The following is a 22,823-nucleotide window of genomic DNA, read 5'->3' as shown; positions in this document are numbered from 1 at the left end:
GAGAGAACGCATGGCTGAAGTCCGCCCGCTCCACCGGCTGAAGGGCAATCAGCGGCTCGCCAGCGATCCATCGCGGCATATCTGGCTGTCAGCTTCGGCGGGCACCGGCAAGACTCAGGTGCTCGCCGCACGCGTGTGGCGGCTGTTGCTCGCCGGGGTCGATCCTAGCGCGATCCTGTGCCTGACCTTCACCAAGGCCGGCGCCGCCGAGATGTCGGAGCGCATCACCAGCCGCCTGGCGCGCTGGGTGCGCGCGAGCGACGCCGAACTCACCGCCGATCTGGAAGCGCTGGGCGAGAGCATATCGCCCGAGGGGCGCCAGCGTGCGCGGACCCTCTTCGCCAAGGTGCTCGACGCGCCGGGCGGCGGCATCCGCATCCAGACGATCCACAGCTTCTGCCAGTCGCTGCTCTCCGCATTCCCGCTGGAGGCTGGGCTGGTCCCCGGCTTCCGCCCGCTCGACCAGCGCGAGGAAGCGGTACTGTCGCGCGAGAGCCTGGCCGAGATGCTGGTCGATGCCGAGCGCGAGGGGCGGCGCGGGCTGACCGACGCGGTCGGTGCGCTGAGCCTGAGGCTGGGCGAGGGCAAGGCCGAAGCGTTCCTGAAGGCCTGCGCGCATTCCGCCGAGGCGATGGAGGCGCTCCCCACCGGTATCCAGCCCTTCCTCCGCCGCGCGCTGGGCCTACCGCTAGGCGACATCGCCGAGGAACTGGAGCGGTGCTGCGGGGACGACGGCTTCGATTGCGTAAGCCTGCGCGAAGTCGCGGCAATGAACGCCACCTGGGCGACCGGCAAGGGGCTGGAGCGGGCCGACACCATCGCCAAATGGCTGGGGCTCTCGGCCAAGGCACGCGCGGAGGGATTGGCGCTGCTCCACCAGGTTTGGGCCACTGCCAAGGGCGAACCGCGCTCGTTCGGCAAGGGACAGGCGCCGCAGGAACCCGGCTATGCCGATGCGGCGATGCGCCTGCACGGACGGTGCGGCGAGCTGTTGGCGATGAAGGTGCAGGCGGATTATGCCGACTTGCTGGCGCAGGGGCTGGAGGCGGGCAGGGAATATGCCCGCGCCTATGCAGCCGCCAAGCGGCGGGTGGGCGCGGTCGACTTCAATGACTTGATCCGGCGCACGGTGGAACTGCTCGGCGAGCCCGGCATGGGCGACTGGGTGCGCTTCAAGCTCGACCAGGTGACCGAGCATGTGCTGATCGACGAGGCGCAGGACACCAACCCACAGCAATGGGCTATCGTCGGCGCGGTGGCCGACGAGTTCTTTGCCGGCGAGGGCGCGCGGGGCGACCGGGTGCGCACGCTGTTCACCGTGGGCGATTACAAGCAGGCGATCTTCGGCTTTCAGGGCACCGACCCGGTATTCTTCCGCGCCGCGTTCGAGCGGTTCCGGCAGCTGGCGGAAACCATGCCGGACCCGGCGTTCGACACCGAGCCGCGGCGCGTCGAGGAACTGTCGCTGACTCACAGTTTCCGCACCACCAAGCCGGTGCTGGAGTTCGTCGACGCGGCGCTCGCCGAGCTGCCCGTACCCGGCATGGGGCCGATGAGCGACCTGGAGCCGCATGCCAGCGAAGTGCCCGGACCCGGCAACGTGACGCTGTGGCCAGCAACGGTGGAAGGCGCGACCGAGGCCGAAGAAGAGGAATGGGTGAGCGACGCCACCCGCAAGCTTGCCGGCGACATTGCCCGGGCGATCAAGCGCTGGGTCGGCACACTGGAGCTGGAGAGCAAGGGGCGCACGCTGCGGCCCGAGGACGTGATGATCCTGGTCAAACGACGCGGCGAGCTCGCCTCGCTGATCGTCGCGCGGCTCTATGCCGAGGGCGTGCCCGTGGCCGGCGTCGACCGTTTGCGGCTCAACGCGCCGCTGGCAGTGCAGGATTTGCTCGCGGCGATCCGCTTCGCGCTTCAGCCCGAGGATGATTTGTCGCTGGCCTCGCTACTGGTTTCGCCCCTGATCGGGTGGAGCCAGGACGAATTGATGGCGGCGGCGCTGCGCGAGAGCGGCGGGCTGTGGCGGCATCTGCGCGCGACGCAGCGCGAGGAACGGCTGGCGCCACTTTATGCCCTGTTGGCGCGGGCGGACATCGCCACGCCGTACCGCTTCCTGGAAGAGATATTGTCCGGCCCGATGCAGGGGCGTCGCAAGCTGCTGCTGCGGTTGGGCGAGGAAGCGCGCGACCCGATCGAGGAACTGCTCAACGCCGCGCTGAATTTCGAGAAGCTGGCGACGCCCTCGTTGCAGCGCTTCCTCGACTGGTTCGATCGCGGCGATGTCGAGATCGTCCGCGATGCCGCGCAGCCGCAAGGATCGGTGCGGGTGATGACCGCGCATGGCGCCAAGGGCTTGCAGGCGCCCCTGGTGATCCTGGCGGACGCAACGGTGGACCCGACGCGGAGCCCACGCGACTTCCTGCTCTGGGCGCCCGAGGAGCATGACGGGCCCAAATTCCCGATCTTCCGTCCGCGTTCGGCCGAGCAGGCCGGCGCACTGGGGGAGGCCGTCGCTGCGGAGAGCGCCCGCGAGCTTCAGGAGCATTGGCGGCTCTTTTACGTCGCAGCGACGCGGGCGGAGGAGCGGCTGGTGATCGCGGGCGCGCTAGGGCCGATGGCCAAGGGCGTGCCGCCGGAGAAGAGCTGGTACGGTGCGTGCACGCGGGCGTTCGACGCGCTGGGCGTGCCCGAAGGCGAGGGCGTGCGCGAGTTTCGCGGGCTGAGCGTCGCCAAGCCGGTAGCGCTTGCATCGCGCGCGGAAGCTGCCGCCGAGGCAGTCGCCGCGCTGCCCGACTGGGCCTCTCGCCCGGCACCACAGGAAGCGCGGCCGCCGCGGCCGCTGGCGCCCTCGTCACTAGGCGAGGACGTGGTGGCCGATCCGCCGCCCTCTCCCAAGCTGCGGCTGGCCGCCGAGCGGGGAAGGCTGTTGCACGCCTTGTTCGAGCGCTTGCCGAGCGTGGCGCCGACAGAGCGCGCGTCGATGGCCGACCGATGGCTGGCCGGGGCGGGCGGTGTCGAGGAAGCGTCGGTACGCGCCGCGCTGATCGCCGACGCGATGGCGGTGACGGAGGATCCGCGCTTTGCCGAACTGTTCGCCCGTGAAGCGCTGGCCGAAGCGCCGATCGCCGCGGTGGTCGAGGGGCTGGTGGTCTCGGGCACGGTCGACCGGCTGGTGGTTACACCCGATCGGGTGCGGGTGGTGGACTTTAAGACGGGACGGCGGGCGCCGCGCTTGGCCGAGGACATTCCGGCCTATCACCTGCGCCAAATGGCGGCCTATGCCGCAGCGTTGCGGGTGATCTTCCCCGAGCGAGCCGTCGAGGCCGCTTTGCTCTACACCGCGGGACCCGTGCTGCACGTGCTGGACGACGAACTGCTCGCCGCGCACAAGCCCGGCTTCGCGGCGACGGAGCAAAGCTTGATCTCGCGCGCTTGAGCCGGCGACCCGGCGCACATAGATAGGCGCGCAAGACAATTCAGGAGACCGTTACATGGCTACGCAGCCCACCACCGACGCCAGCTTCGAAGCCGATGTGCTCCAGGCCGACAAGCCCGTGCTCGTCGACTTCTGGGCCGAGTGGTGCGGGCCGTGCCGCATGATCGCCCCGGCGCTGGAGGAGCTGGCGTCCGAGCTGGGCGACAAGGTCAACATCGTGAAGCTGGACATCGACGAGAACCCCGATGCGCCGACCAAGTACGGCGTGCGCGGGATCCCGACCATGATCCTGTTCAAGAACGGCCAGCCCGCGGCGACTCAGGTCGGCGCGATGCCCAAGAGCGGCATCAAGCAGTGGATCGAGCGCGAGCTCTGATCTGAAGACGTCGCAGAGTCTTCGCAAAAGCGAGGCTCTCTTGCGGCTCTTCAACTGGCGGCCCTCGCACTGCCGCTAGGCTCATACCATCGATCTTCTTCGTCACCCCGGCCTTGAGCCGGGGTCCCGCTGCTTTGACTGTCAGAAGAAGCGGGATCCCGGCTCAAGGCCGGGATGACGGATTGATGGACTCGCCTTCAAGTCAGCGGGATCATCACCTCTCTAGCATAGCCCGGCCGTTCGCGGAGCCGGGCATACCACGCCTCGACATGCTCCAGCCGCGGCCGATCAATGGCAAGCGTGAACCAGGTGTGGGCGTACACGCCCATAGGGACGTCACCGATGCCGAAGTCGGCGCCCGACAGCCACGCCGCTTCAGCCAGGTAGCGGTCGAGGATCGCCATCTGCTTGGCGCAGGCTTCCGCAGAACGCGCAATGGCACCAGCATCACGCGCGTCGTGCTGCCTGCGCACCAGATTGAAGAACGCGTCGCGTTGCGCATCGGCATAGCCGAACTGCCAGTCCATCCATCGGTCTGCCAGGGCGCGCTGCGCTGAGTCGGCAGGCCAGAAGCGTTCGCCGCCATGCCGCGCGGCCAGGTAGCGCAGGATGGCGTTAGACTCCCACAGCGTCACCTCGCCATCCTCGATCGTCGGGATCAACGCATTCGGGTTCTTGGCCAGATAGGCTGCGTCTATGCCGAAGGAGCCCCCAACATCGTGGCGGACATAGGGGATGCCCAGTTCCTCGGCGAACCAGGCGACCTTCTTCACATTGTGCGAGTTAAGCCGGCCCCAGATCGTCAGCACGCGGATCAGCTCCGATAATCGGCGTTGATCGAGATATAGCCGTGGGTGAGGTCGCAGGTCCAAACCGTCGCGCGACCTTCGCCCAGGCCGAGGTCCACACCGATTTCGACCTCCTTGCCTTTGAGATGCGCGGCGACGGGGGCTTCGTCATAGCCTTCGACCGCCAGGCCCTCGCGGGCCACCTGCGTGGTGCCGAAGCGGATCGAGAGCTTGTCGCGCTCGGCGGGTTCGCCCGCCTTGCCCACCGCCATGACAACGCGGCCCCAATTCGCGTCCTCGCCAGCAATGGCGGTCTTCACCAGCGGCGAATTGGCGATCGACAGCGCGATGCGGTGGGCGCTGCGGTCGCTGTCCGCGCCTTCGACATCGATCTGGATGAGCTTGGTCGCGCCTTCGCCGTCGCGGACGACGAGCAGGGCGAGCTGGTGGCACAGGTCCGCAAGCGCGGCGCGGAAGGCGTCGGCGCCGGCATCCTCATCGCTGGCCAGCGGCGCGTTGCCCGCCTTGCCGGTGGCGAAGGCAAGCACCGTGTCGCTGGTCGAGGTGTCGCCATCGACGGTGATGCACGAGAAGGTGCGGGTGTTGGCGTCGGCAAGCGCGCGCTGGAGGAAGGCGGGGTCGACCGCGGCATCGGTGAACACGAAGCCCAGCATCGTCGCCATGTCGGGCGCGATCATCCCGGAGCCCTTGATGATCCCCACCAGGTTGACGGTGCGGCCGTCGACCACCGCCTGCGTCACCGCCGCCTTGGCGAAGGTATCGGTGGTCATGATCGTCTCAGCCGCGGCTTCCCAGCCGGCGGGATCGGCAACGAACGCGGCGTCCAGTCCCGCCTCGGCCTTGTCGATGGGCAGCGGTACGCCAATCACTCCCGTGGAAGACACAAAGATGTCCGATGGCTCGCAGCCGAGATGCGAGGCCGCGCGGGCGGCGATCGCCTCCACCGCCGCGCGTCCCCGATTTCCCGTGAAGGCGTTCGAATTGCCGGCATTGACCACCAGCGCGCGAGCGCGGCCGAGCACCAGTGCCTTCCGGCACCATTCGACTTCGGGCGACGGGCATTTGCTGTTGGTCAGCACCCCCGCGACGCTGGTGCCTTCGTCCAGCGTGACAAAGGTCAGGTCGCACCGGTCCCAATTCTTGTAGCGCGCACGCGCGACGCGCAGCGTGACGCCAGGGATGGCGGGCAGGGCGGGGAAGGGCAGCGCGAGAGGGGAGGTTTCCATAGGCGCCGCCTAGCGAAAATGGGGGCGTGCATAAAGGGCGGGCTTGCTCCGTCCTCCATCCGTCGCGCTAAACGCACGCTTTGGGTTGGACGAACGGGCAGGGGCGCACTATGTCCCGGCTTCTGCCTGGAAGAGAGCCGAATTGGACCTGCTGCTTCTCCTGACTGCGTTGTTCGCGAGCCTGACCGGTATCGGTTCGGGCGATGCGCGGGCGCGCCAGGTGCAGGACGTCGCGGTGGTGCAGGCAAGCAAGGTCGCACAGGCCGTTGCCCAGCGTGCCGAGGCGGCACAGCCGGCCATCGGAGTCGCACAGGCGCTCGCCGAAATCAGGCAGCGTTGGGCCGTGACTCAGGCCCCCGCGCCGGTCTCCGCCAGCCTCCGCTTCGAGCGCCGGCTCGAATAGCGCTCCCGCGGTTCCACCGAGGGGAACCGCGCGCCTTTTCCACACAGCTTTCACCGAGCGCAGCCCCAGCGCCGCGCCCGCACCCCATTCAGATCACAGGATACAAGCCATGCTCGGCGGATTGGCCAAGACCTTTTTCGGCTCCTCGAACGACCGCTACGTCAAGTCGCTCGGCGCCATCGTCAACAAGATCAACGCGTTCGAACCCGCGCTTCAGGCGATGGACGATGCGACGCTTGCCCATCAGACGGTGCTGTTCCGTGAGCGGCTGACCAATGGCGAAAAGCTCGACGCGCTGCTGCCCGAAGCGTTCGCCACGGTACGCGAGGCGTCGGTTCGAACCATGGGCATGCGCCATTTCGATGTGCAGATGATCGGCGGCATCGTGCTCCATCGCGGCGAGATCGCCGAAATGCGCACCGGCGAGGGCAAGACGCTGGTCGCGACCCTGGCGACCTATCTCAACGCGCTGCCGGGTGAGGGCGTCCATGTCATCACCGTCAACGATTACCTCGCCCGCCGCGACGCCGAGTCGATGAGCCAGATCTACAGCTTCCTCGGCCTCACCACCGGTGTGATCGTGCCCGACCTGACCGACCAGCAGCGCCGCGACGCCTATGCGTCCGACATCACCTACGGCACGAACAACGAGTTCGGCTTCGACTATCTCCGCGACAACATGAAGTATGACCGCGCGTCGATGGTGCAGCGGCCCTTCGCAATGGCGATCGTCGACGAAGTCGACTCGGTCCTGATCGACGAGGCGCGCACGCCGCTGATCATCTCGGGCCCCACGGACGACAAGTCCGACCTGTATATGGGCGTGGACGCGGTGGTGAAGCTGTTCCGCCCTGAGGATTATGAGAAGGATGAGAAGCAGCGCACCGTTATCCTGACCGAGGACGGTACCGAGAAGGCCGAGCGCGCGCTTGAAGCCGCCGGGCTGCTCCAGGGCGCCAACCTGTACGATTTCGAGAACACGCAGGTGGTGCACCACCTGAACCAGGCGCTGCGCGCAAACGTGCTGTTCAAGCGCGACATCGATTACATCGTGCGCGACGGCAAGGTGGTGATCATCGACGAGTTCACCGGTCGCATGATGAACGGCCGGCGCTGGTCGGAAGGCCTACACCAGGCGGTGGAAGCCAAGGAAGGCGTCCAGATCGAGCCGGAGAACCAGACGCTCGCGAGCATCACGTTCCAGAACTATTTCCGCATGTACCCCAAGCTTTCGGGCATGACCGGCACCGCCGCGACCGAGGCGCCGGAATTCTTCGACATCTACAAGATGAACGTCGTCACCATCCCGACCAACGTGCCGGTGCGGCGCGTCGACGAGGAAGACGAGTTCTACAAGACCACCGAGGAAAAGTTCGCGGCGATCGCCAAGAAGATCAAGGCGCACTCGGCCAAGGGCCAGCCGGTGCTGGTCGGCACCGTCTCGATCGAAAAGTCCGAGTTGCTGTCCGAGTTCCTGAAGAAGGAGGGCGTCGAGCATTCGGTGCTGAACGCGCGCCACCACGAGCTGGAAGCCGGCATCGTCGCACAGGCGGGCCGCCTGGGCGCAGTGACAATCGCCACCAACATGGCGGGCCGCGGCACCGACATTCAGCTGGGCGGTAACCTCGAATTCCGCATCGAGGACGAACTGGGCGACATGCCCGAGGGGGCGGAGCGGGACGCACGGGTCGACGAGATCCGCCGCGAAATCGCCGCCGAAAAGGAGCGTGTGCGCGAGGCCGGCGGCCTGTTCGTGCTCGGCACCGAGCGGCACGAGAGCCGTCGCATCGACAACCAGCTGCGCGGCCGTTCGGGGCGTCAGGGCGATCCGGGCCTCAGCCGCTTCTATCTCAGCCTGGACGACGATCTGCTGCGTATCTTCGGATCGAACACCTTGTTTTCCAAGATGATGCGCAACAACATCGAGGATGGCGAGGCGATCGGCAGCAAGTGGCTGACCAAGGCCATCGAAACTGCGCAGAAGAAGGTCGAAGCGCGCAACTATGACATCCGCAAGCAGGTCGTTGAATATGACGACGTGATGAACGATCAGCGCAAGGTCATCTATGAGCAGCGCGCCGACATCATGGACGCCGACACGATCGGCGACGTGGTCGAGGACATGCGCCGCGAGACCGTGAACGGCCTGGTCGGCGAGGCGTGCCCGCCGAACAGCTATCCCGAGCAATGGGACGTGGCGGGGCTGACCGAAAAGGTGCACGCAACGCTGGGCATCGAGGTGCCGCTCGCCAACTGGATTGCTGCCGAGGACGCGATCGAGCCGGAAACGGTCGAGGAGCGCATCCGCGAAATGGCCGATGCGCACATCAATGCCAAGTCGGCAGATCTGGAACCGGAAACCTGGGCCCAGATCGAGAAGTCGATCCTGCTCCAGAATCTGGACCATCACTGGAAGGAGCATCTGGCGACGCTCGACGCGCTGCGCCAGGTCGTCCACCTGCGCGCTTATGCGCAGAAGACGCCGCTCAACGAGTATAAGCATGAGGCGTTCGCGCTGTTCGAGCGGATGCTGACCAACATCCGCGAAGACGTGACCCGCACGCTGGCGCATGCTCAGTTCAGCATGGCCCCGCCGCAGGACCTGCCTGAACTTCCCGACTTCTTGACGACGCATATCGATCCGTTCACCGGCGAGGACGATAGCTATGACTATGATGCGGGCGCACAGGGGCTGATCACCACCCGCCTGCCCCAGATGGGCATTCCGCAGCCTTCAGGCGACGGGCTGGGCACCGACCCGTCGCAGTGGGACGGCCTGGTAAGCCGCAACGCACCGTGCCCTTGCGGATCGGGCCAGAAGTACAAGCACTGCCACGGCGCGGTGGCGTAAGGGTCAACACAGGTTCCCCGGCGAAGGCCGGGGCCCAGCCTCGGCCCAGTGGCGGCGGGGAAACGCCCGCCAGTGCATGGCAACTGGGCCCCGGCCTTCGCCGGGGAACAGCTTGTGCTACAACTGCGGTCACCGCACCCAAAACAAAGCCCTCCCGGAGCAGGCTCCGGGAGGGCTTTTATTGTGACTGGCCTCGGATCAGCGACCCTGCTGCGGGGTCTGGATCGTCGGCCCAAGCCGGTTGAGTACCTCGCGCGCATCGAACGCGCGGACATTGTCCGCCGGCTTCGGGCCGCGGCCGATCACGATCTCCGCAACGGCTTCATACTGTTCCACCGTGCGGATATCGACGCTGCGGTCGAAGAAGGGATCGCCCCAGAAGGGATCCCAGCTGCGCCAGCCGAAGCGCGGACGGTAATAGCGCCAGGATGGGCCCCAGCCGCCCCACGGGCTGCCGTAGAAACCGCTACCAAAGCCTCCGCCGATTCCCGGAGTGGCATAGGTGCGGCTCTTCTTCTCGGTGTCGCGGTCGGCCAGGATGAAATAGTCGGCGCCATTTTGCACCGTCAGTTCGGCCGCGCGGAACAGCAGGTAGCGCTCCACAGTCTCACGCGAGGTGAGGCTGTTGCCGGCGAAGCTGACGCGGAAACGGTTGCTTTCGATCTGCTGGTCCGAATAGCCGGTCGCGGACGAGCCGTTGCCGGTGGCCGGACGATAGGGCGTTGCAGTCATGCACGAGGCCAGCGCAAGGCTGCCCGCCACAACTGCGCCGAGACGCGCCAGGCGTCGACGGCGAAGAGTTGGATTCGGCATGGATTCTCCGATCTCTATTCTGTTGTTCTGAGTTCTTGCTGGAGTAACGCGCACCGGGCTCGAAATGTCCTTACGCGAATGCGGTGAGTTGTGCACTTCTGTCGATTGACGGCAGCTGAACAAAACGCATTCAGGCAATTCTTTCAGGCACTTCCGCCGCATCCTGGTCCAGTGCGGCCTTGGGTGCGACCGCCTCCCATGGGAACACGAACCAGTCCTTGGTGATGCTGCGATCCAGCGTCTGAAAGGCGTAGTCGACTCGCTGGGCCGAGCGGATATTGTCGAGCAGCACGGCGAAGCGGATGTTCTCCGAAAGCGCACCCTGCGCTGCCAGCGCGGCGCGAAGTTCGCCGATGGTGCGGCCGCTGTCGTTGATGTCCTCTACGAACAACAGCCGGTCGCCTTCGCGCGTGCGCTGCGCGAGCACTGCGACGAGTTCCTCGCCGAACTGGGCGATGCGGGTGGAATGGTCGATCGAGACCATCGCCAGGCTCATGCGGTGGGAAAGGTAGACGGCCGGTGCCAGTCCGCCGCGTCCGACGCCCACCAGCAGCGTGGGAGACCAGCCGGACGCCGCCTCGGCGATGGCGTGGACGCCCGCGACCAACGAGTCGTGGGTGAAGTGGTTGAAGACGATCTCGCTCATGCGTGCGCCTCCACATAGGCGTCTAGCCGGGCCAGATGCTCGGCAACAGCATCGTCCGGCAGGAATGAGCCCAGGAAGCTGTTGCGCGCCAGGGTCGCGAGCGCCCGCTTGTCGAGCCCGCGTCCGCTGGCCACCGCGCGATAATTGTCGGCGACATAGCCGCCGAAATAGGCCGGATCGTCCGAGTTGACCGTCGCGCGCAGCCCGAGTTCGAGCATGCGGTCGATTGGGTGTGCGTCGATCGAGGCGACGTTGCACAGCTTGACGTTGGACAGCGGGCAGACCGTCAGGGTCATTCTCGATCGCGCCAGACGGGCCACCAGCCGCGGGTCTTCCAGGCTGCGATTGCCATGGTCGAGCCGGTCGACCTTCAGCAGGTCGAGCGCCTCGCTAACATATGCGGGTGGACCTTCTTCGCCGGCATGTGCGAGGCGCTTCAGCCCCATTGCGGCGGCGGCGGCGAACACGCGCTCGAACTTGGCGGGCGGATGGCCGACTTCGGAGGAGTCGAGCCCGACCCCTTCTATCTGCTCGATCCAAGGCTGTGCCTGGCTAAGCGTCTGAAACGCATCCTCTTCGTTCAGGTGGCGCAGGAAACACAGGATCAGCTTGGAGGTGATTCCATGCTGCTTCTCGGCCTCCGCCATGCCCGCAAGCAGGCCGTTTGCGACCACGCCGAAGGGAATGCCGCGATGCGTATGTGTCTGGGGATCAAAGAAAATCTCGGCATGGGCCACCCCGTCGGCCGCCACGCGCTTGAAATAGGCGAGCGCCAGGTCCCGGAAGTCCGCCTCGGTGCGCAGCACCTCCGCCCCGGCATAGTAGATGTCGAGAAAATCCTGCAAATTCGAGAAGTTATACGCTGCGCGCACGTCTTCTACAGTCGCAAACGGGATCGCCACACCGTTGCGCTGCGCCAGTTCGAACATGAGTTCAGGCTCTAGCGAACCCTCTATATGCAGGTGCAGTTCGGCCTTGGGCAGGCCGGTGATGAAGGCGTCGAGATCAGTCATCGCCGCAACATCGCAGGGGTGGCCGGGTGGCGCAAGCAGGAGCGCCGCGCGGTCCTGTGCGTTGAAGCGACATGCCATCCAGCGTGATCCGCAATTGGCGCTATCACCAGGCCGAGCGCCGGCTTGACATCCTGTTCGTCAGCGGACGGCGCTACAGCTATCATCAGGTGCCGCCCAGGATAGCCGAGGAGATGCAGGCGGCGTTATCCAAGGGTGGCTACTTCAACCGCCACATCCGTGATTACTTCGCCTTCACCGAGCACTGAAACGAGCGGACTCAACTGCCCAGCAGGTGCATCGCAATCTGGCGGCGGTGCGGACGACGGCGATGCTCGAACAGGTAGATGCCCTGCCAGGTGCCGAGCGCCAGTTGCCCCTCGATTAGCGGGATTGTCAGCTGGATGCCCGTAAGCGTGGCACGCAGGTGCGCGGGCATGTCGTCGGGCCTTCGTCGTCATGGGCATAATGGTCGCCCTCCGGTGCCAGCCGCGCGATCCACGCCTCCAGGTCGCTGCGCACCTCAGGCGCGGCATTCTCCTGGATCAGCAGCGATGCGGAGGTGTGGCGGCAGAACAGGGTAAGCAGCCCCTGACCGACGGCCTCATCCGCAACCCAGCTGGTTACCGGCCGACTGATCTCGACCACACCCTGGCCCTGCGTGTCGATGTGGAGGATGTGTGTTGCTTGGCGGAGCGGCTGCATGGGAACACGCTAGCAGCCTGGGCAAGAGCCCCGCCACTGTATCGATGCGAGTGTCGAAAAACGTGGCTCCCTGAGTAGGATTCGAACCTACGGCCGCTCGATTAACAGTCGAGAGCTCTACCGCTGAGCTATCAGGGAATACCCATGTCCAAGCTGTTTCGCCTGCCGCCGGCGCTAGGCCAACGGCTGGCTCCCTGAGTAGGATTCGAACCTACGGCCGCTCGATTAACAGTCGAGAGCTCTACCGCTGAGCTATCAGGGAACAAGCGTGGGGGCGTCTATAGCCCGTGTTTTTGGAAGTGCAAGCCGCTCACGCGATGAATTGCTCCATGGTGATGCGATCGTCGAGCGCATGCTCGGGATCGAACAGCAAGGTGAGGTCGCGCACATGGTCGATCTGCACCTGAACCTCGGCGACGTCGCGCACCTCGCGCTGATCGGCAACGGCGGATACCGGACGCTTGTCCGCCTCCAGAACGCGGATACCGATGCGGGTTTTTTCCGGCAGGATCGCGCCGCGCCAGCGCCGCGGCCGGAACGGGCTGATCGGCGTGAGCGCGAGCAGGGCCGAGCCGAGCGGCAGGATCGGCCCCTGCGCGGACAGGTTATAGGCGGTGGAGCCCGCGGGCGTGGCGACCAGCAACCCGTCGCAGACCAGTTCGGGCAGGACGATGCGGTCGTTGACCGTCACTTCGAGCTTGGCAGTCTGACGGGTCTCTCGGAGCAGAGACACTTCGTTGATCGCAGGGAGCCGGCAATGCTCGCCATCGACAGTGACGGCGGTCATCGTGAGCGAGGACACTCGGAACGGCTTCGCGCGGGCGAGACGTTCGGGCAGCCCTTCCAGGCGCCAATCGTTCATCAGGAAGCCGATGGTGCCGAGATTCATACCGAAGACCGGCAAGATGCACCGGCGCTCAAGCATGGCGTGCAAGGTTTGCAGCATGAAGCCGTCGCCGCCGAGTGCCACGACCTGTTCGGCTTCCTCCAGCGGCGCCCAGTCATAGCTTTGGCGCAGCTCTTCCTCGGCAACCTGGGCAGGAGGGGTCGGCGAGGCGACCAGCGCGGTTGGCCTCATCCGCCGGTCACGCTCATGTGGCGCGCGACCGCGGGCGCGGCGCCACGCTCGATGCGGAAATCGTGCGCGGCCGGTTTCAGGTCGAGCGCCTGTGAAATGCGGGCGTCCACTTCAGCAAGGCCGCCGTTGCGGAAAGCTGCCTTCAAATCGACCGAATCGTCATGGCCCAGGCACATGTGAAGCTTGCCGTCGGTCGACAGGCGTACCCGGTTGCAGCTCGCGCAGAAATTGCCGGTGAGCGGTGAAATCAGGCCAAGGCGTATATTCGTGCCAGCGACGCGCCAGTAGCGGGCGGGGCCGCCCGTGCTGCGATCCTCGAACTGCAAGTCGAAGCGGGTACGCAGGTCGTCCATTACCTCCGTCAGGGGCAGGAAACGGTCGGCGCGATCCTCGTCCACCAGACCCAGCGGCATGGTCTCGATCAGCGTAAGGTCGTGGCCCTGCTCCACGCACCAGGCGAGCATGGGCGCGATCTCCTGTTCGTTGAGGCCCTTCAGCGCCACCATGTTGATCTTGATCGCCAGTCCCGCAGCGGCGGCAGCATCGATGCCGCCCAGGACCTGCGCGACGTCGCCGTGCCGGGTGATATGGCGAAAGCGTTCGGGATCGCGGCTGTCCATGCTGACGTTGAGGCGGCGGACGCCAGCGTCGAATAGTGCTCCGGCATGCTCCGCAAGCCGCGTGCCGTTGGTGGTAAGCGTCAGTTCGTCCAGGCCTTGTCCAAGCGAATGGCCCAGCCGCGCCACCAGCTCCATCACATCGCGGCGGACCAGCGGCTCGCCGCCCGTGAGGCGGATCTTCCGCACGCCACGCGCGATGAACCGCTCGGCGATGAGCGCGATCTCCTGCAGATCGAGTAGCGCCTGCCGCGGCATGAACGTCATCTGCTCCGCCATGCAATAGCGGCAGCGCAGATCGCAGCGGTCCGTGACCGAAATCCGCAAATAGGTGATCGCCCGGCCGTGCCGATCCACCAGCTTTTCAGGGAGAGGGGCGGGAACGGCGCTGGCCATATCGCTGGGGTAAGCACTTCGCATGACGCAAACAACCCTTCGGATGGGCAAGGGGATGCGTTGCCGCTATCGATTGCCGCATGGAAGACAGTTTCACGGTCGTCACGAGCGATTCAGCGGAAAACGAAGTACCGGTTTTCATCCTGTCGTTCCGGCAGCGCGATGAGGTTGCGGCCGCGGCGGCGAGCGGCGGATGGCGCGTGATCGCGGCGCGCCGTGCCGACGGATTGGACCAGCGCTTCCTCGCAAGCGGCGCCGCGGTTGCGGTTCTCGACGTGCGCGGCGCAATGTCGGAGGGTCTGGCCGCCGCCAAGCTGCTCGGCCCTACCGTGGAGCAGCACGGCGCGGCGATGCTGATCCTGATCTCGCAAAGCGACACGGTGCATATGCGCCACTTCCATGATGCCGGCGCTACGCATTTTCTGAGCAGCCCGATGTCGTCGGCGGCGATGGCGCATGCGATCCGCTCTGCCTTTCGCCATGCCGAGCGGCTGGCAGGGTGGGGACGGGATGGGGGCGGCGCGACCGAGCCGCTGGGCTGGCGCTTCGATCCTGAGGTAGGCGCGCCGCAACTGACGCCGGCGCTTGCCAATTTGCTGGGCTTGAGCGAAGCGCCGGGCGCGCGCGCGATGCTGCGCCGGTTGGAAGCGCCCGACCGATTGCTGTTGCGGGCGGCACTTCGCAGGCTGGGAGGTAAGGACGGCGGGTCGACGGCTTTTGCACATGACCTGCCGGGTGTCGGGCGCGTGGTGCAGCATCTTCAGCAAGACCGGGAGACGGGTAGGCTCGACGTGCTGGTGGAGGCGCTGGGGGTCGCACCCGATGCCTCCTCGGCCGTGCGCGACTTGCTGACAGGGGCGCGGGATGGGCCCAGCGCGCGGCGGTGGATCGACCGGCGCCTGGACGAGGGCGCGCGGGTGGCAGTGGTGCTGATCGGCATGACGCGGTTCGATACCGTCAACACCGCCTATGGCCGCGAAGTCGGTGACGAACTGCTCCGGGCAGTGTCCAAGCGCGTGAGCGAAGTGTCGCGCGAGGCGCTGGGCGCATCCGCCATTGTCGCGCGGATCGCCGGATCGGAGTTCCTGGTCGCTACTGACGAGTCAAGCGGTGCTCGGCTGGAGCAGGGCGTGGTGCGGCTGGAAGAGGCGCTGGGGCGCCCCTTCGTGGTGAGCGGCACGATCGCGCCAATCGGGGCGAGGCTTGCCACTGCGACCGGGGAGCCAGGGGACTCGGCGGCGGCGATGCTGCGGCGGGCAAGCGAAGCGCTGCTCGGCAGGGAAGTGCGGGCGGACCCGGCTGGCCCGCCGGTGGAGCAGCTTGCGCACGAACTGCACCGCGCGTTGGAGCGTGGGGAGATCGGGGTGCGATATCAGCCGCAGGTCGCGATTGCCTCGGGGCAGATCGTCGGGGTGGAGGCGCTGGCGCGCTGGAACCACCCGGAGCTCGGGGAGATCGGTGCCGAGGCGCTGTTTGCGGCGGCGGAGCGCGCCGGGCTGGAGGCGGCGCTGAGCGACAACATCCAGAAGCGAGCGTTGTCGGGGGCGGCGCGGTGGCCGAGCCTGTTGTCGCGCCTGCGGCTCTCCATCAACGTGACCGCCGCCGATGTGGGACGGGCAGGGTTTGCCGACAGCTTGTTGGGCAGGATAGACGCGAGTGGCTTTCCCCGCTCGCGGCTGACGGTGGAAATCACCGAGACTGGCATTATGGCGGACCTGACCGAAGCGGCAGGGCTGCTTGCGGAGTTGCGCGCGGCCGGGTGTCGCGTGGCGATCGATGACTTCGGGACCGGCTATTCGAGCCTCGCCTATTTGAAGGCGCTGCCGCTCGATTATCTAAAGATCGACAAGCGGCTGAGCCACGACATCACCGGCTCCCCGCGTGACCGGATCGTCGTCCGGGGCGTGATCGACATGGCGCGATCGCTGGGTCTGTCAGTGGTGGCCGAGGGTGTTGAGACCGAGGCGCAACTCGACCTGCTCGCCAAGGAAGGGTGCCAATATTATCAAGGCTATCTGTGTTCCGAACCGCTGGACGTGCCGGCGCTGACGCGGCGGGTGCATGCATGAGCCGCGATCGTCAGGATGTCGGCGGCGTGTGGTATGGCCATTGGGACGCCGAGCAGTTGGAAGTCGAACCGAACCGCTTCATTGCGCTACTGGACGAGCAGAGCGGCGCGATCACCGGCACGATCACCGAACCCGACAGCGAGGAAGCGGGCGGTGTGCTGCGTGCCGTGGTGGGTGGCCAGCGCAGCGGCAGCAGCGTGGCATGGATGAAGCAATATGACGGCAGCGGGCGCCTGGCGCACGCGGTTCGCTACACCGGCGCGGTGAATGCCGACGCGACGGAGATCCGCGGACGCTGGCAGCTGGAAGGCTTTAGTGGGGGCTTCACCATGACGCGCGAGACGTTCAGCGAGGCAGAGCTCGAAGAAGCCGAAGAACTGATTCTTCCGCTTCTCCAGCCCTGACGCTTTACCCCGCCGCCTTGGCGAGACCCCGCGATAGCTGAAGTGCCGCGTTCAGCCGCCCCCTTGGGTTTGCCCAGGCGCGGGTGATCACCAGCTTCATGTCCGGGCGCAGCTTGGCGGTGCCCTCCAGCTTGTCGACATAGGCGAGCAGCCCGTCGATGCTGGGGAACTTGTCCTGGTGGAACGATACCAGCGCGCCCTTGGGCCCTACGTCCAGCTTGGCGATGCACGCCTTCTTCGCGTTCAGCTTCGCTTCGATCAGCGTGATCAGGTTCTCCGTCGCTTCAGGCAGCTTGCCGAAGCGGTCGATCAGCTCGGCGGCGAACTCCTCGATACCGCGACGATCCTCGATGTCGTTGAGCCTGCGATAGAGGCCCATGCGCAGGTCGAGATCGGGGACATAGTCCTCAGGTATGAGGATCGGCGCGTCGACGGTGATCTGGGGCGACAGGTCCTTGGGACGGATCTCGTCGCGCAGGCCGCCGGCCTTGGCGTCCATGATCGCCTCTTCCAGCATCGACTGGTAGAGTTCGTAGCCGACTTCCTTGATGTGGCCCGACTGCTCGTCGCCGAGCAGGTTGCCGGCGCCCCGGATGTCGAGATCGTGGCTGGCGAGCTGGAAGCCGGCGCCGAGTGACTCCAGATCAGACAACACTTTCAAGCGCTTGTCGGCCGCTTCTGTCATCTGACGTTGCGGTGGCGTGGTCATGTACGCATAGGCGCGGGTCTTGGAACGTCCGACGCGGCCGCGGATCTGATACAGCTGGGCGAGGCCGAATTTGTCAGCACGGTTGACGATCAGCGTGTTGGCGCTTGGAATATCGAGGCCGGACTCGATGATCGTGGTGGAAACGAGCAGGTCGTAGCGGCGGTCGTAGAAGGCTGACATCCGCTCCTCGACCTCCGTCGGCGCCATCTGGCCGTGCGCGACCACATAGGAGATTTCCGGCACGTCCTGCGCCAGGAACTTCTCGATGTCGGGAAGGTCGGAGATGCGCGGGGTGACGAAATAGGCCTGTCCGCCACGATAATGCTCGCGCAGCAAGGCTTCGCGCAACACCACAGGGTCCCAGGGCATTACATAGGTGCGCACTGCCAGACGGTCGACCGGCGGAGTCTGGATCACCGAAAGCTCGCGTAGCCCCGACATCGCCATCTGGAGCGTGCGCGGGATCGGGGTGGCGGTGAGGGTGAGGACGTGAACGTCCGCCTTCATCGCCTTCAGCCGTTCCTTGTGGGTGACGCCGAAGCGCTGCTCCTCATCGACGATGACTAGGCCAAGGCGCTTGAAGTCGACGGTCTTGGCGAGGATCGCGTGGGTGCCGACCACCACATCGATTTTGCCCTCGGCCAAGCCCTCGCGGGTTGCCTTGGCTTCGGCGGCGGGAACGAGGCGCGACAGGCGGCCGACCTCCAGCGGGAAGCCCTGGAAGCGTTCGGTGAAATTGCGGTGATGCTGCCGCGCCAGCAGCGTGGTGGGGCACACCACCGCGACCTGCATGCCCGCCATTGCCGCGACGAAGGCGGCGCGGAGTGCCACTTCGGTCTTGCCGAAGCCGACATCGCCGACGACCAGCCGATCCATGGGACGACCGGCAGCCAAGTCGCCCAGCACGTCGCTGATCGCGCGGTCCTGGTCCTCGGTTTCCTCGTACGGGAAGCGATCGACGAAGGCGGGGTAGCCGCCATGGTCGGGCTCGGCGACTTCGGCGGGACGGGTGGCGCGCTTGGCGGCGGTCAGGATGAGTTCGCCCGCGATCTCGCGGATACGCTCCTTCATCTTGGCCTTGCGGCGCTGCCAGGCTTCGCCGCCCAGGCGGTCCAGCGTCGCGCCTTCCTCGCCGGCGCCGTACCGGCTCAGCACTTCCAGGTTCTCGACCGGGACGAACAGCTTGTCGCCACCGGCATAGGTCAGAGCGACGCAATCGTGCGGCGCCTTTTGCACCGGGACCTGAGTCAGCCCTTCATAGCGGCCGATGCCGTGATCGACATGGACGACGAGGTCGCCGGGCGAGAGCGTCGCCAGTTCCTGCAGGAACGCGTCGGTGTTCTTGCGGCGCTTGGAGCGGCGGACGAGCCGGTCGCCCAGCATGTCCTGCTCGGTCAGCACGGCGACGTCGGGCGCGGTGAAGCCGTGGTCGAGCGGCAGGACGATCAGCGCGACGCCCTTGTCCGCGGTGCCGAGCGCTTCCTGCCACGTCTCGGCGAGGACGGCACCCTTCAGCCCGTGATCCGCCAGCAGGCCGGACAAGCGCTCGCGCGCGCCGGCCGAGTAGCTGGCGAGGATCGGCTTGCGCCCGTCGCGGCGAACCTTCGCAAGGTGGCTGACAACGGCTTCGTACACGTTGGTGCCTGCCGTGCGCTCGGGCGTGAAATCGCGCGGACCATCGACGTTGAACTCGAGAACGCGAGCGCTTTCGGGTTCGTGGAACGAGGTCGCGACATGGACTGGGCCATGGTCGAGTGCCTGTGCCCATTGCTCAGGCGTCAGGTACAGCGCGTCGCGCGCCAGCGGCCGATAGCTGCCGGGTGCAGTCGACTCCGCACGCACGCGATTCTGCTGATAATCGGCGATCGCTTCGAACCGCTGTTCCGCCGCGCCGTCGGTGCCGGCGTCGCGGACAATCACTGCCTCGTCGGGCAGGTGCTCGAACAGTGTTTCCAACCGCTCCTCGAACAGCGGCAGCCAATGCTCCATGCCAGCAAGACGGCGGCCGTCGCTGATCGCCTGGTAGAGCGGGTCGCCCGTGGCGTTGGCGCCGAACTTCTCGCGATAGCGGGTGCGGAAGCGCTTGATGCTGTCTTCATCCAGCAGCGCTTCCGATGCGGGGAGTAGGGTAAAGCCATCCACGCGGCCCGTGGTGCGCTGGTCTTCTGGCGAGAAGGTGCGGACGCTTTCGATCTCGTCGCCAAAGAAGTCGAGCCGGAGCGCCTGTTCGGCGCCCGAGGGAAACAGATCGACCAGGCCGCCGCGCACCGCGAACTCGCCATGATCGTTGACCGTATCGACACGGATATAGCCGTTGGATTGCAGCAGCGTGGTCAGCCGCTCCAGGCTGATCCGCTCACCCGGGGCCAGCTTCGCCACCAGCTGGCGGATGCGGAAGGGTGTCAGCGTGCGCTGGGTAACGGCGTTGGCCGTGGTGACGAGCAGGCGAGGGCGACCAGACGTCAGCTGGAGCGCGTGGAGCGTGGCGAGCCGTTCCGCCATGACCCGCAGCGTGGGAGAGGCGCGATCATAGGGCAGGCAGTCCCAGGCGGGATAGCTCAGCACCTCGAGCTCTGGCGCAAAGAAGGGGGCTGTGGAGGCGATCGCCCGCATCGCCGCCTCGTCCGATGCAATGAACACGGCAAGGCTGCCCGCACGCGCCAGATCGGCAAGCATCACGGGCTGGAAGCCCGCGGGCGTGCCGGCAAGGGTGAGGGGGCGCGTGGCGGAGAGGATCGTCTTCAGGTCGGGCATCGTATCTCTGCTCCCTCCCGAACTGGAGGGTTCCATAGAGGGGCAGGGCGGGTGCGCGGGCGCTTCATGCGCCTCTATCGCACCCTCTACCTCCATGATTGAGGGGAGGCGTTATCTCGCGATCGGGATGTAGGTCAGGGTCTTGAGCGCCGTGATGATCGTGCCCTGGTAGCGCGCGGGAACTTCGGCGGTTCCCATCGCCCAGGCCATGATGTCGACGTCCTGTTCCTCCATCATCGCCTCGAACAGCGTGATTTCCTCGTCGTTCCAGCTTTCGCCATTCGCATCGAAGAAACCGCCGATCAGCAGATCGGCTTCCTTGGTGCCGCGATGCCATGCGCGGAAGCGCAGGCGCTTGAGACGATGTTCGCGGTCCATTGGAGAGTCCTTCAAACGCGATAAGCCGACGGCGCTGGAACACGCGGTCGGCTGGGCTATACGGGCCAGCAGATAGCCATGCGACCCGACATTCTCAATCCACTGTTCGCGGAAGTGACCGCGCTGAAGGGCATTGGCCCTGGACTTGCCAAGCCGATGGAGCGGCTGGGGCTGGCGCGTGTGGTGGACGTCGCGTTCCATCTGCCGACCGGGTTCATCGACCGGGTGGAACGGGACGAACTGTTCCAGGCCGATGTGGGGCGGATCGTCGCCATCCAGCTGACGCCGGTAAGCTATCGGATGGGCGGCAGCGCGCGAACGCCTGCACGGGTGCAGGCGGTGGACGGCAAGGGCAACCCTGTCAGCCTGGTGTTCTTCGGCGGCAGTTCGGGCTGGGCCAAGAAGCTTCTGCCGCTCGAACAGCCGCACTGGGTGTCGGGCAAGCTGGAGCAATATGGCGACTTCCTCCAGATCGTGCATCCCGACGTGCTGCCGCTCGAGCGCGCAGGCGACGCAAAGGCGCGCGAGGCTATCTATGCCTGTTCGGATGGAATCACGTCGCGGCGCCTTGGGCAATTAGCGGCGCAGGCGATCGAGCGCGCGCCCGAATTGCCCGAGTGGATCGAGCCCAGCCTGAAGTCGCGGCATGGCTGGCCGGCCTGGCGGGTGGCGTTGGCGGCCATCCATGCCGATCCGGCTGACGCAAAGGCGCGCGAACGGCTGGCCTATGACGAGGTGTTCGCAAACCAACTTGCGCTGTTGCTGGTAAGTGGGGCGGCGCGGGCTAAGCGTGGGCAGCCGCTCACGGGGGACGGGCGGCTGCGCGACGCGTTGAAGCTGCCTTATGCTCCAACAGGTGCGCAGGCGCGGACGATCCGCGAGATCGAAGGCGACATGGCGCAGGTGCAGCCGATGCTCCGCCTGCTTCAGGGCGATGTCGGGTCGGGCAAGACTCTGGTGGCGCTAATGGCGTTGCTGATCGCGACCGAGGCGGGGGCACAGGGCGCGCTGCTGGCACCGACGGAGATCCTGGCGCGGCAGCATTTCGAGACGCTGAGCCGGACCTTGGCGGGGCTCGATGTGAGGGTCGCGATCCTGACCGGGCGCGACAAGGGGCGTGCGCGTGAGGCGACGCTGATGGGGCTTACCGACGGATCGATCGACATCCTGATCGGCACGCACGCGATCTTTCAGCAAGGCGTGGCCTACAAGAACCTCGGCCTGGTGGTGGTGGACGAGCAGCATCGCTTCGGTGTGGCCGAGCGGCTGATGCTGCAAGCCAAGGCGCAGATGCCGCCGCATCTGCTGGTGATGACGGCGACGCCGATTCCGCGGACGCTGCAACTCGCCAATCATGGCGACATGGATGTAAGCCGGCTGGACGAGATGCCGCCGGGGCGCGAGCCGATCGAAACCAGCGTGATCTCCGAGGAGCGGCTAGAGGCTGTCGTAGAGGCGCTGGGCCGTCATCTAGAATCGGGCAAGCAGGCCTATTGGGTATGCCCTCTAGTTGAGGAAAGCGAGAAGACAGACCTCGCCGCGGCGGAGGCGCGCGCGGTGGAGCTGAAGGCGCGTTTCGGCGACAAGGTCGGGCTGGTCCATGGGCGCATGAAGGGGCCGGAAAAGGACGAAGTCATGCGCCGCTTCTCCGCTGGCGAGCATGGCGTGCTGGTCGCCACCACGGTGATCGAAGTGGGCGTGGATGTGCCCAATGCCACGCTGATCGTGATCGAACATGCCGACCGCTTTGGCCTTGCCCAGTTACACCAGCTGCGCGGGCGCGTCGGGCGCGGTGGCGGCAAGTCGCATTGCGTGCTGGTGCGCGGCAGGGGGCTGAGCGAAACGTCGCGCGCGCGGCTGGCGCTGATGCGCAACACCAATGACGGCTTCCTGATTGCCGAGCGCGATCTGGAACTGCGCGGAGGCGGCGAATTGCTGGGCACCCGGCAATCGGGCGAGCGGCAGTTCCGGCTGGTGCAGCCGGAGATGCTGGCGACGCTGATGGAAGCGGCCACGGCCGATGCGCGGCTGCTGGTGGACCAGGACCGCAAACTGAACAGCGTTCGCGGCGAAGCGGCGCGCATCGCGCTGTACCTGTTCGAGCGCGACGCTGCCGTGGGCCTGCTGCGCTCGGGCTAGC

Annotated in this window: 17 protein-coding genes, 2 tRNA genes and 1 pseudogene; 8 read left to right on the top strand and 12 right to left on the bottom strand. The window is 66.3% G+C overall.

Features of this window, described 5'->3' with window-relative positions:
- Positions 1 to 10 precede the first annotated feature (10 nt).
- Both addA and trxA read left to right on the top strand, forming a co-directional pair.
- A complete protein-coding gene (addA, locus tag LQ953_RS07550; protein ID WP_231030108.1) occupies positions 11 to 3,439 on the top strand; it encodes a double-strand break repair helicase AddA in 3,429 nt (1,142 codons plus the stop codon).
- A gap of 55 nt (positions 3,440 to 3,494) precedes the next feature.
- A complete protein-coding gene (trxA, locus tag LQ953_RS07545) occupies positions 3,495 to 3,815 on the top strand; it encodes a thioredoxin (protein WP_184083270.1) in 321 nt (106 codons plus the stop codon).
- A gap of 197 nt (positions 3,816 to 4,012) precedes the next feature.
- Here the strand turns inward: trxA and LQ953_RS07540 are convergent, their stop codons facing one another.
- Positions 4,013 to 4,624, bottom strand: coding sequence for a glutathione S-transferase family protein (locus LQ953_RS07540; RefSeq protein ID WP_231030107.1), 612 nt, complete (start codon positions 4,622 to 4,624; stop codon positions 4,013 to 4,015).
- Between the two features lie 5 nt (positions 4,625 to 4,629).
- Positions 4,630 to 5,850: a bifunctional glutamate N-acetyltransferase/amino-acid acetyltransferase ArgJ gene (argJ, locus tag LQ953_RS07535; protein ID WP_231030106.1), complete on the bottom strand. Its 1,221-nt coding sequence runs from the start codon at positions 5,848 to 5,850 to the stop codon at positions 4,630 to 4,632.
- A 142-nt stretch (positions 5,851 to 5,992) separates the two neighbouring features.
- On the opposite strand from argJ, the gene LQ953_RS07530 reads away from it, so the two are divergent.
- Together LQ953_RS07530 and secA are read left to right on the top strand one after the other, a co-directional pair.
- Entirely contained in the window at positions 5,993 to 6,253 is a 261-nt protein-coding gene (locus LQ953_RS07530) for a hypothetical protein (RefSeq protein WP_231030105.1), read from the top strand.
- Positions 6,254 to 6,362: 109 nt separating this feature from the next.
- Entirely contained in the window at positions 6,363 to 9,104 is a 2,742-nt protein-coding gene (gene secA / locus LQ953_RS07525; RefSeq protein WP_231030104.1) for a preprotein translocase subunit SecA, read from the top strand.
- A gap of 198 nt (positions 9,105 to 9,302) precedes the next feature.
- Here secA and LQ953_RS07520 read toward each other — a convergent pair whose 3' ends face one another.
- The 3 genes from LQ953_RS07520 to LQ953_RS07510 all read right to left on the bottom strand — a co-directional run bounded on the left by LQ953_RS07520 (position 9,303) and on the right by LQ953_RS07510 (position 11,576).
- Entirely contained in the window at positions 9,303 to 9,917 is a 615-nt protein-coding gene (locus LQ953_RS07520) for a CC0125/CC1285 family lipoprotein (RefSeq protein WP_231030103.1), read from the bottom strand.
- 130 nt (positions 9,918 to 10,047) lie between these two features.
- Positions 10,048 to 10,563 carry a phosphoribosyltransferase gene (locus LQ953_RS07515; RefSeq protein WP_231030102.1) on the bottom strand — a complete coding sequence of 172 codons (516 nt, stop codon included), beginning with the start codon at positions 10,561 to 10,563 and terminating at the stop codon, positions 10,048 to 10,050.
- Complete coding sequence (locus LQ953_RS07510; protein ID WP_231030101.1) at positions 10,560 to 11,576, bottom strand: adenosine deaminase; 1,017 nt, start codon at positions 11,574 to 11,576, stop codon at positions 10,560 to 10,562. Before LQ953_RS07510 ends, LQ953_RS07515 begins: the two co-directional genes overlap by 4 nt.
- 71 nt (positions 11,577 to 11,647) lie before the next feature.
- Here LQ953_RS07510 and LQ953_RS07505 point away from each other — a divergent pair, with 71 nt between their 5' ends.
- On the top strand, positions 11,648 to 11,842 hold the full coding sequence (locus LQ953_RS07505) for a KTSC domain-containing protein (protein WP_231030100.1): 195 nt from the start codon (positions 11,648 to 11,650) through the stop codon (positions 11,840 to 11,842).
- An 11-nt stretch (positions 11,843 to 11,853) separates the two neighbouring features.
- On the opposite strand, the pseudogene LQ953_RS07500 reads toward LQ953_RS07505, so the two are convergent.
- From LQ953_RS07500 to moaA, 5 genes and pseudogenes are all read right to left on the bottom strand, one after another.
- A pseudogene (locus LQ953_RS07500) lies at positions 11,854 to 12,278 on the bottom strand (secondary thiamine-phosphate synthase enzyme YjbQ).
- A 63-nt stretch (positions 12,279 to 12,341) separates the two neighbouring features.
- Positions 12,342 to 12,416: transfer RNA gene (locus tag LQ953_RS07495), tRNA-Asn, on the bottom strand.
- 49 nt (positions 12,417 to 12,465) lie between these two features.
- Positions 12,466 to 12,540 (bottom strand) — tRNA-Asn (locus LQ953_RS07490).
- Between the two features lie 48 nt (positions 12,541 to 12,588).
- Positions 12,589 to 13,356 carry an NAD kinase gene (locus LQ953_RS07485; RefSeq protein ID WP_231030099.1) on the bottom strand — a complete coding sequence of 256 codons (768 nt, stop codon included), beginning with the start codon at positions 13,354 to 13,356 and terminating at the stop codon, positions 12,589 to 12,591.
- A complete protein-coding gene (gene moaA / locus LQ953_RS07480) occupies positions 13,353 to 14,369 on the bottom strand; it encodes a GTP 3',8-cyclase MoaA (RefSeq protein WP_231030228.1) in 1,017 nt (338 codons plus the stop codon). The genes LQ953_RS07485 and moaA overlap by 4 nt, the downstream gene beginning before the upstream one ends.
- Before the next feature lie 80 nt (positions 14,370 to 14,449).
- Between moaA and LQ953_RS07475 the strand changes: the two genes are divergently transcribed.
- Positions 14,450 to 16,438, top strand: coding sequence for a putative bifunctional diguanylate cyclase/phosphodiesterase (locus LQ953_RS07475; RefSeq protein WP_231030098.1), 1,989 nt, complete (start codon positions 14,450 to 14,452; stop codon positions 16,436 to 16,438).
- Positions 16,435 to 16,842 (top strand): hypothetical protein, encoded by a 408-nt coding sequence (locus LQ953_RS07470; protein WP_231030097.1) that lies wholly within the window; start codon positions 16,435 to 16,437, stop codon positions 16,840 to 16,842. Before LQ953_RS07475 ends, LQ953_RS07470 begins: the two co-directional genes overlap by 4 nt.
- A 4-nt stretch (positions 16,843 to 16,846) precedes the next feature.
- Here the strand turns inward: LQ953_RS07470 and mfd are convergent, their stop codons facing one another.
- Together mfd and LQ953_RS07460 are read right to left on the bottom strand one after the other, a co-directional pair.
- The gene (mfd, locus tag LQ953_RS07465) at positions 16,847 to 20,305 is read right to left on the bottom strand and encodes a transcription-repair coupling factor (RefSeq protein WP_231030096.1); all 3,459 of its coding nucleotides are present in this window, start codon (positions 20,303 to 20,305) and stop codon (positions 16,847 to 16,849) included.
- 111 nt (positions 20,306 to 20,416) lie between these two features.
- A complete protein-coding gene (locus LQ953_RS07460; protein WP_231030095.1) occupies positions 20,417 to 20,683 on the bottom strand; it encodes an FAD assembly factor SdhE in 267 nt (88 codons plus the stop codon).
- A 78-nt stretch (positions 20,684 to 20,761) separates the two neighbouring features.
- On the opposite strand from LQ953_RS07460, the gene recG reads away from it, so the two are divergent.
- Positions 20,762 to 22,822 carry an ATP-dependent DNA helicase RecG gene (gene recG, locus LQ953_RS07455; RefSeq protein WP_231030094.1) on the top strand — a complete coding sequence of 687 codons (2,061 nt, stop codon included), beginning with the start codon at positions 20,762 to 20,764 and terminating at the stop codon, positions 22,820 to 22,822.
- Position 22,823: the final 1 nt, after the last annotated feature.

The organism is Sphingomonas sp. IC-56 (genome assembly GCF_021043375.1).
Taxonomy (GTDB): domain Bacteria; phylum Pseudomonadota; class Alphaproteobacteria; order Sphingomonadales; family Sphingomonadaceae; genus Sphingomonas.
This window is presented reverse-complemented; position numbering and strand designations above follow the sequence as displayed.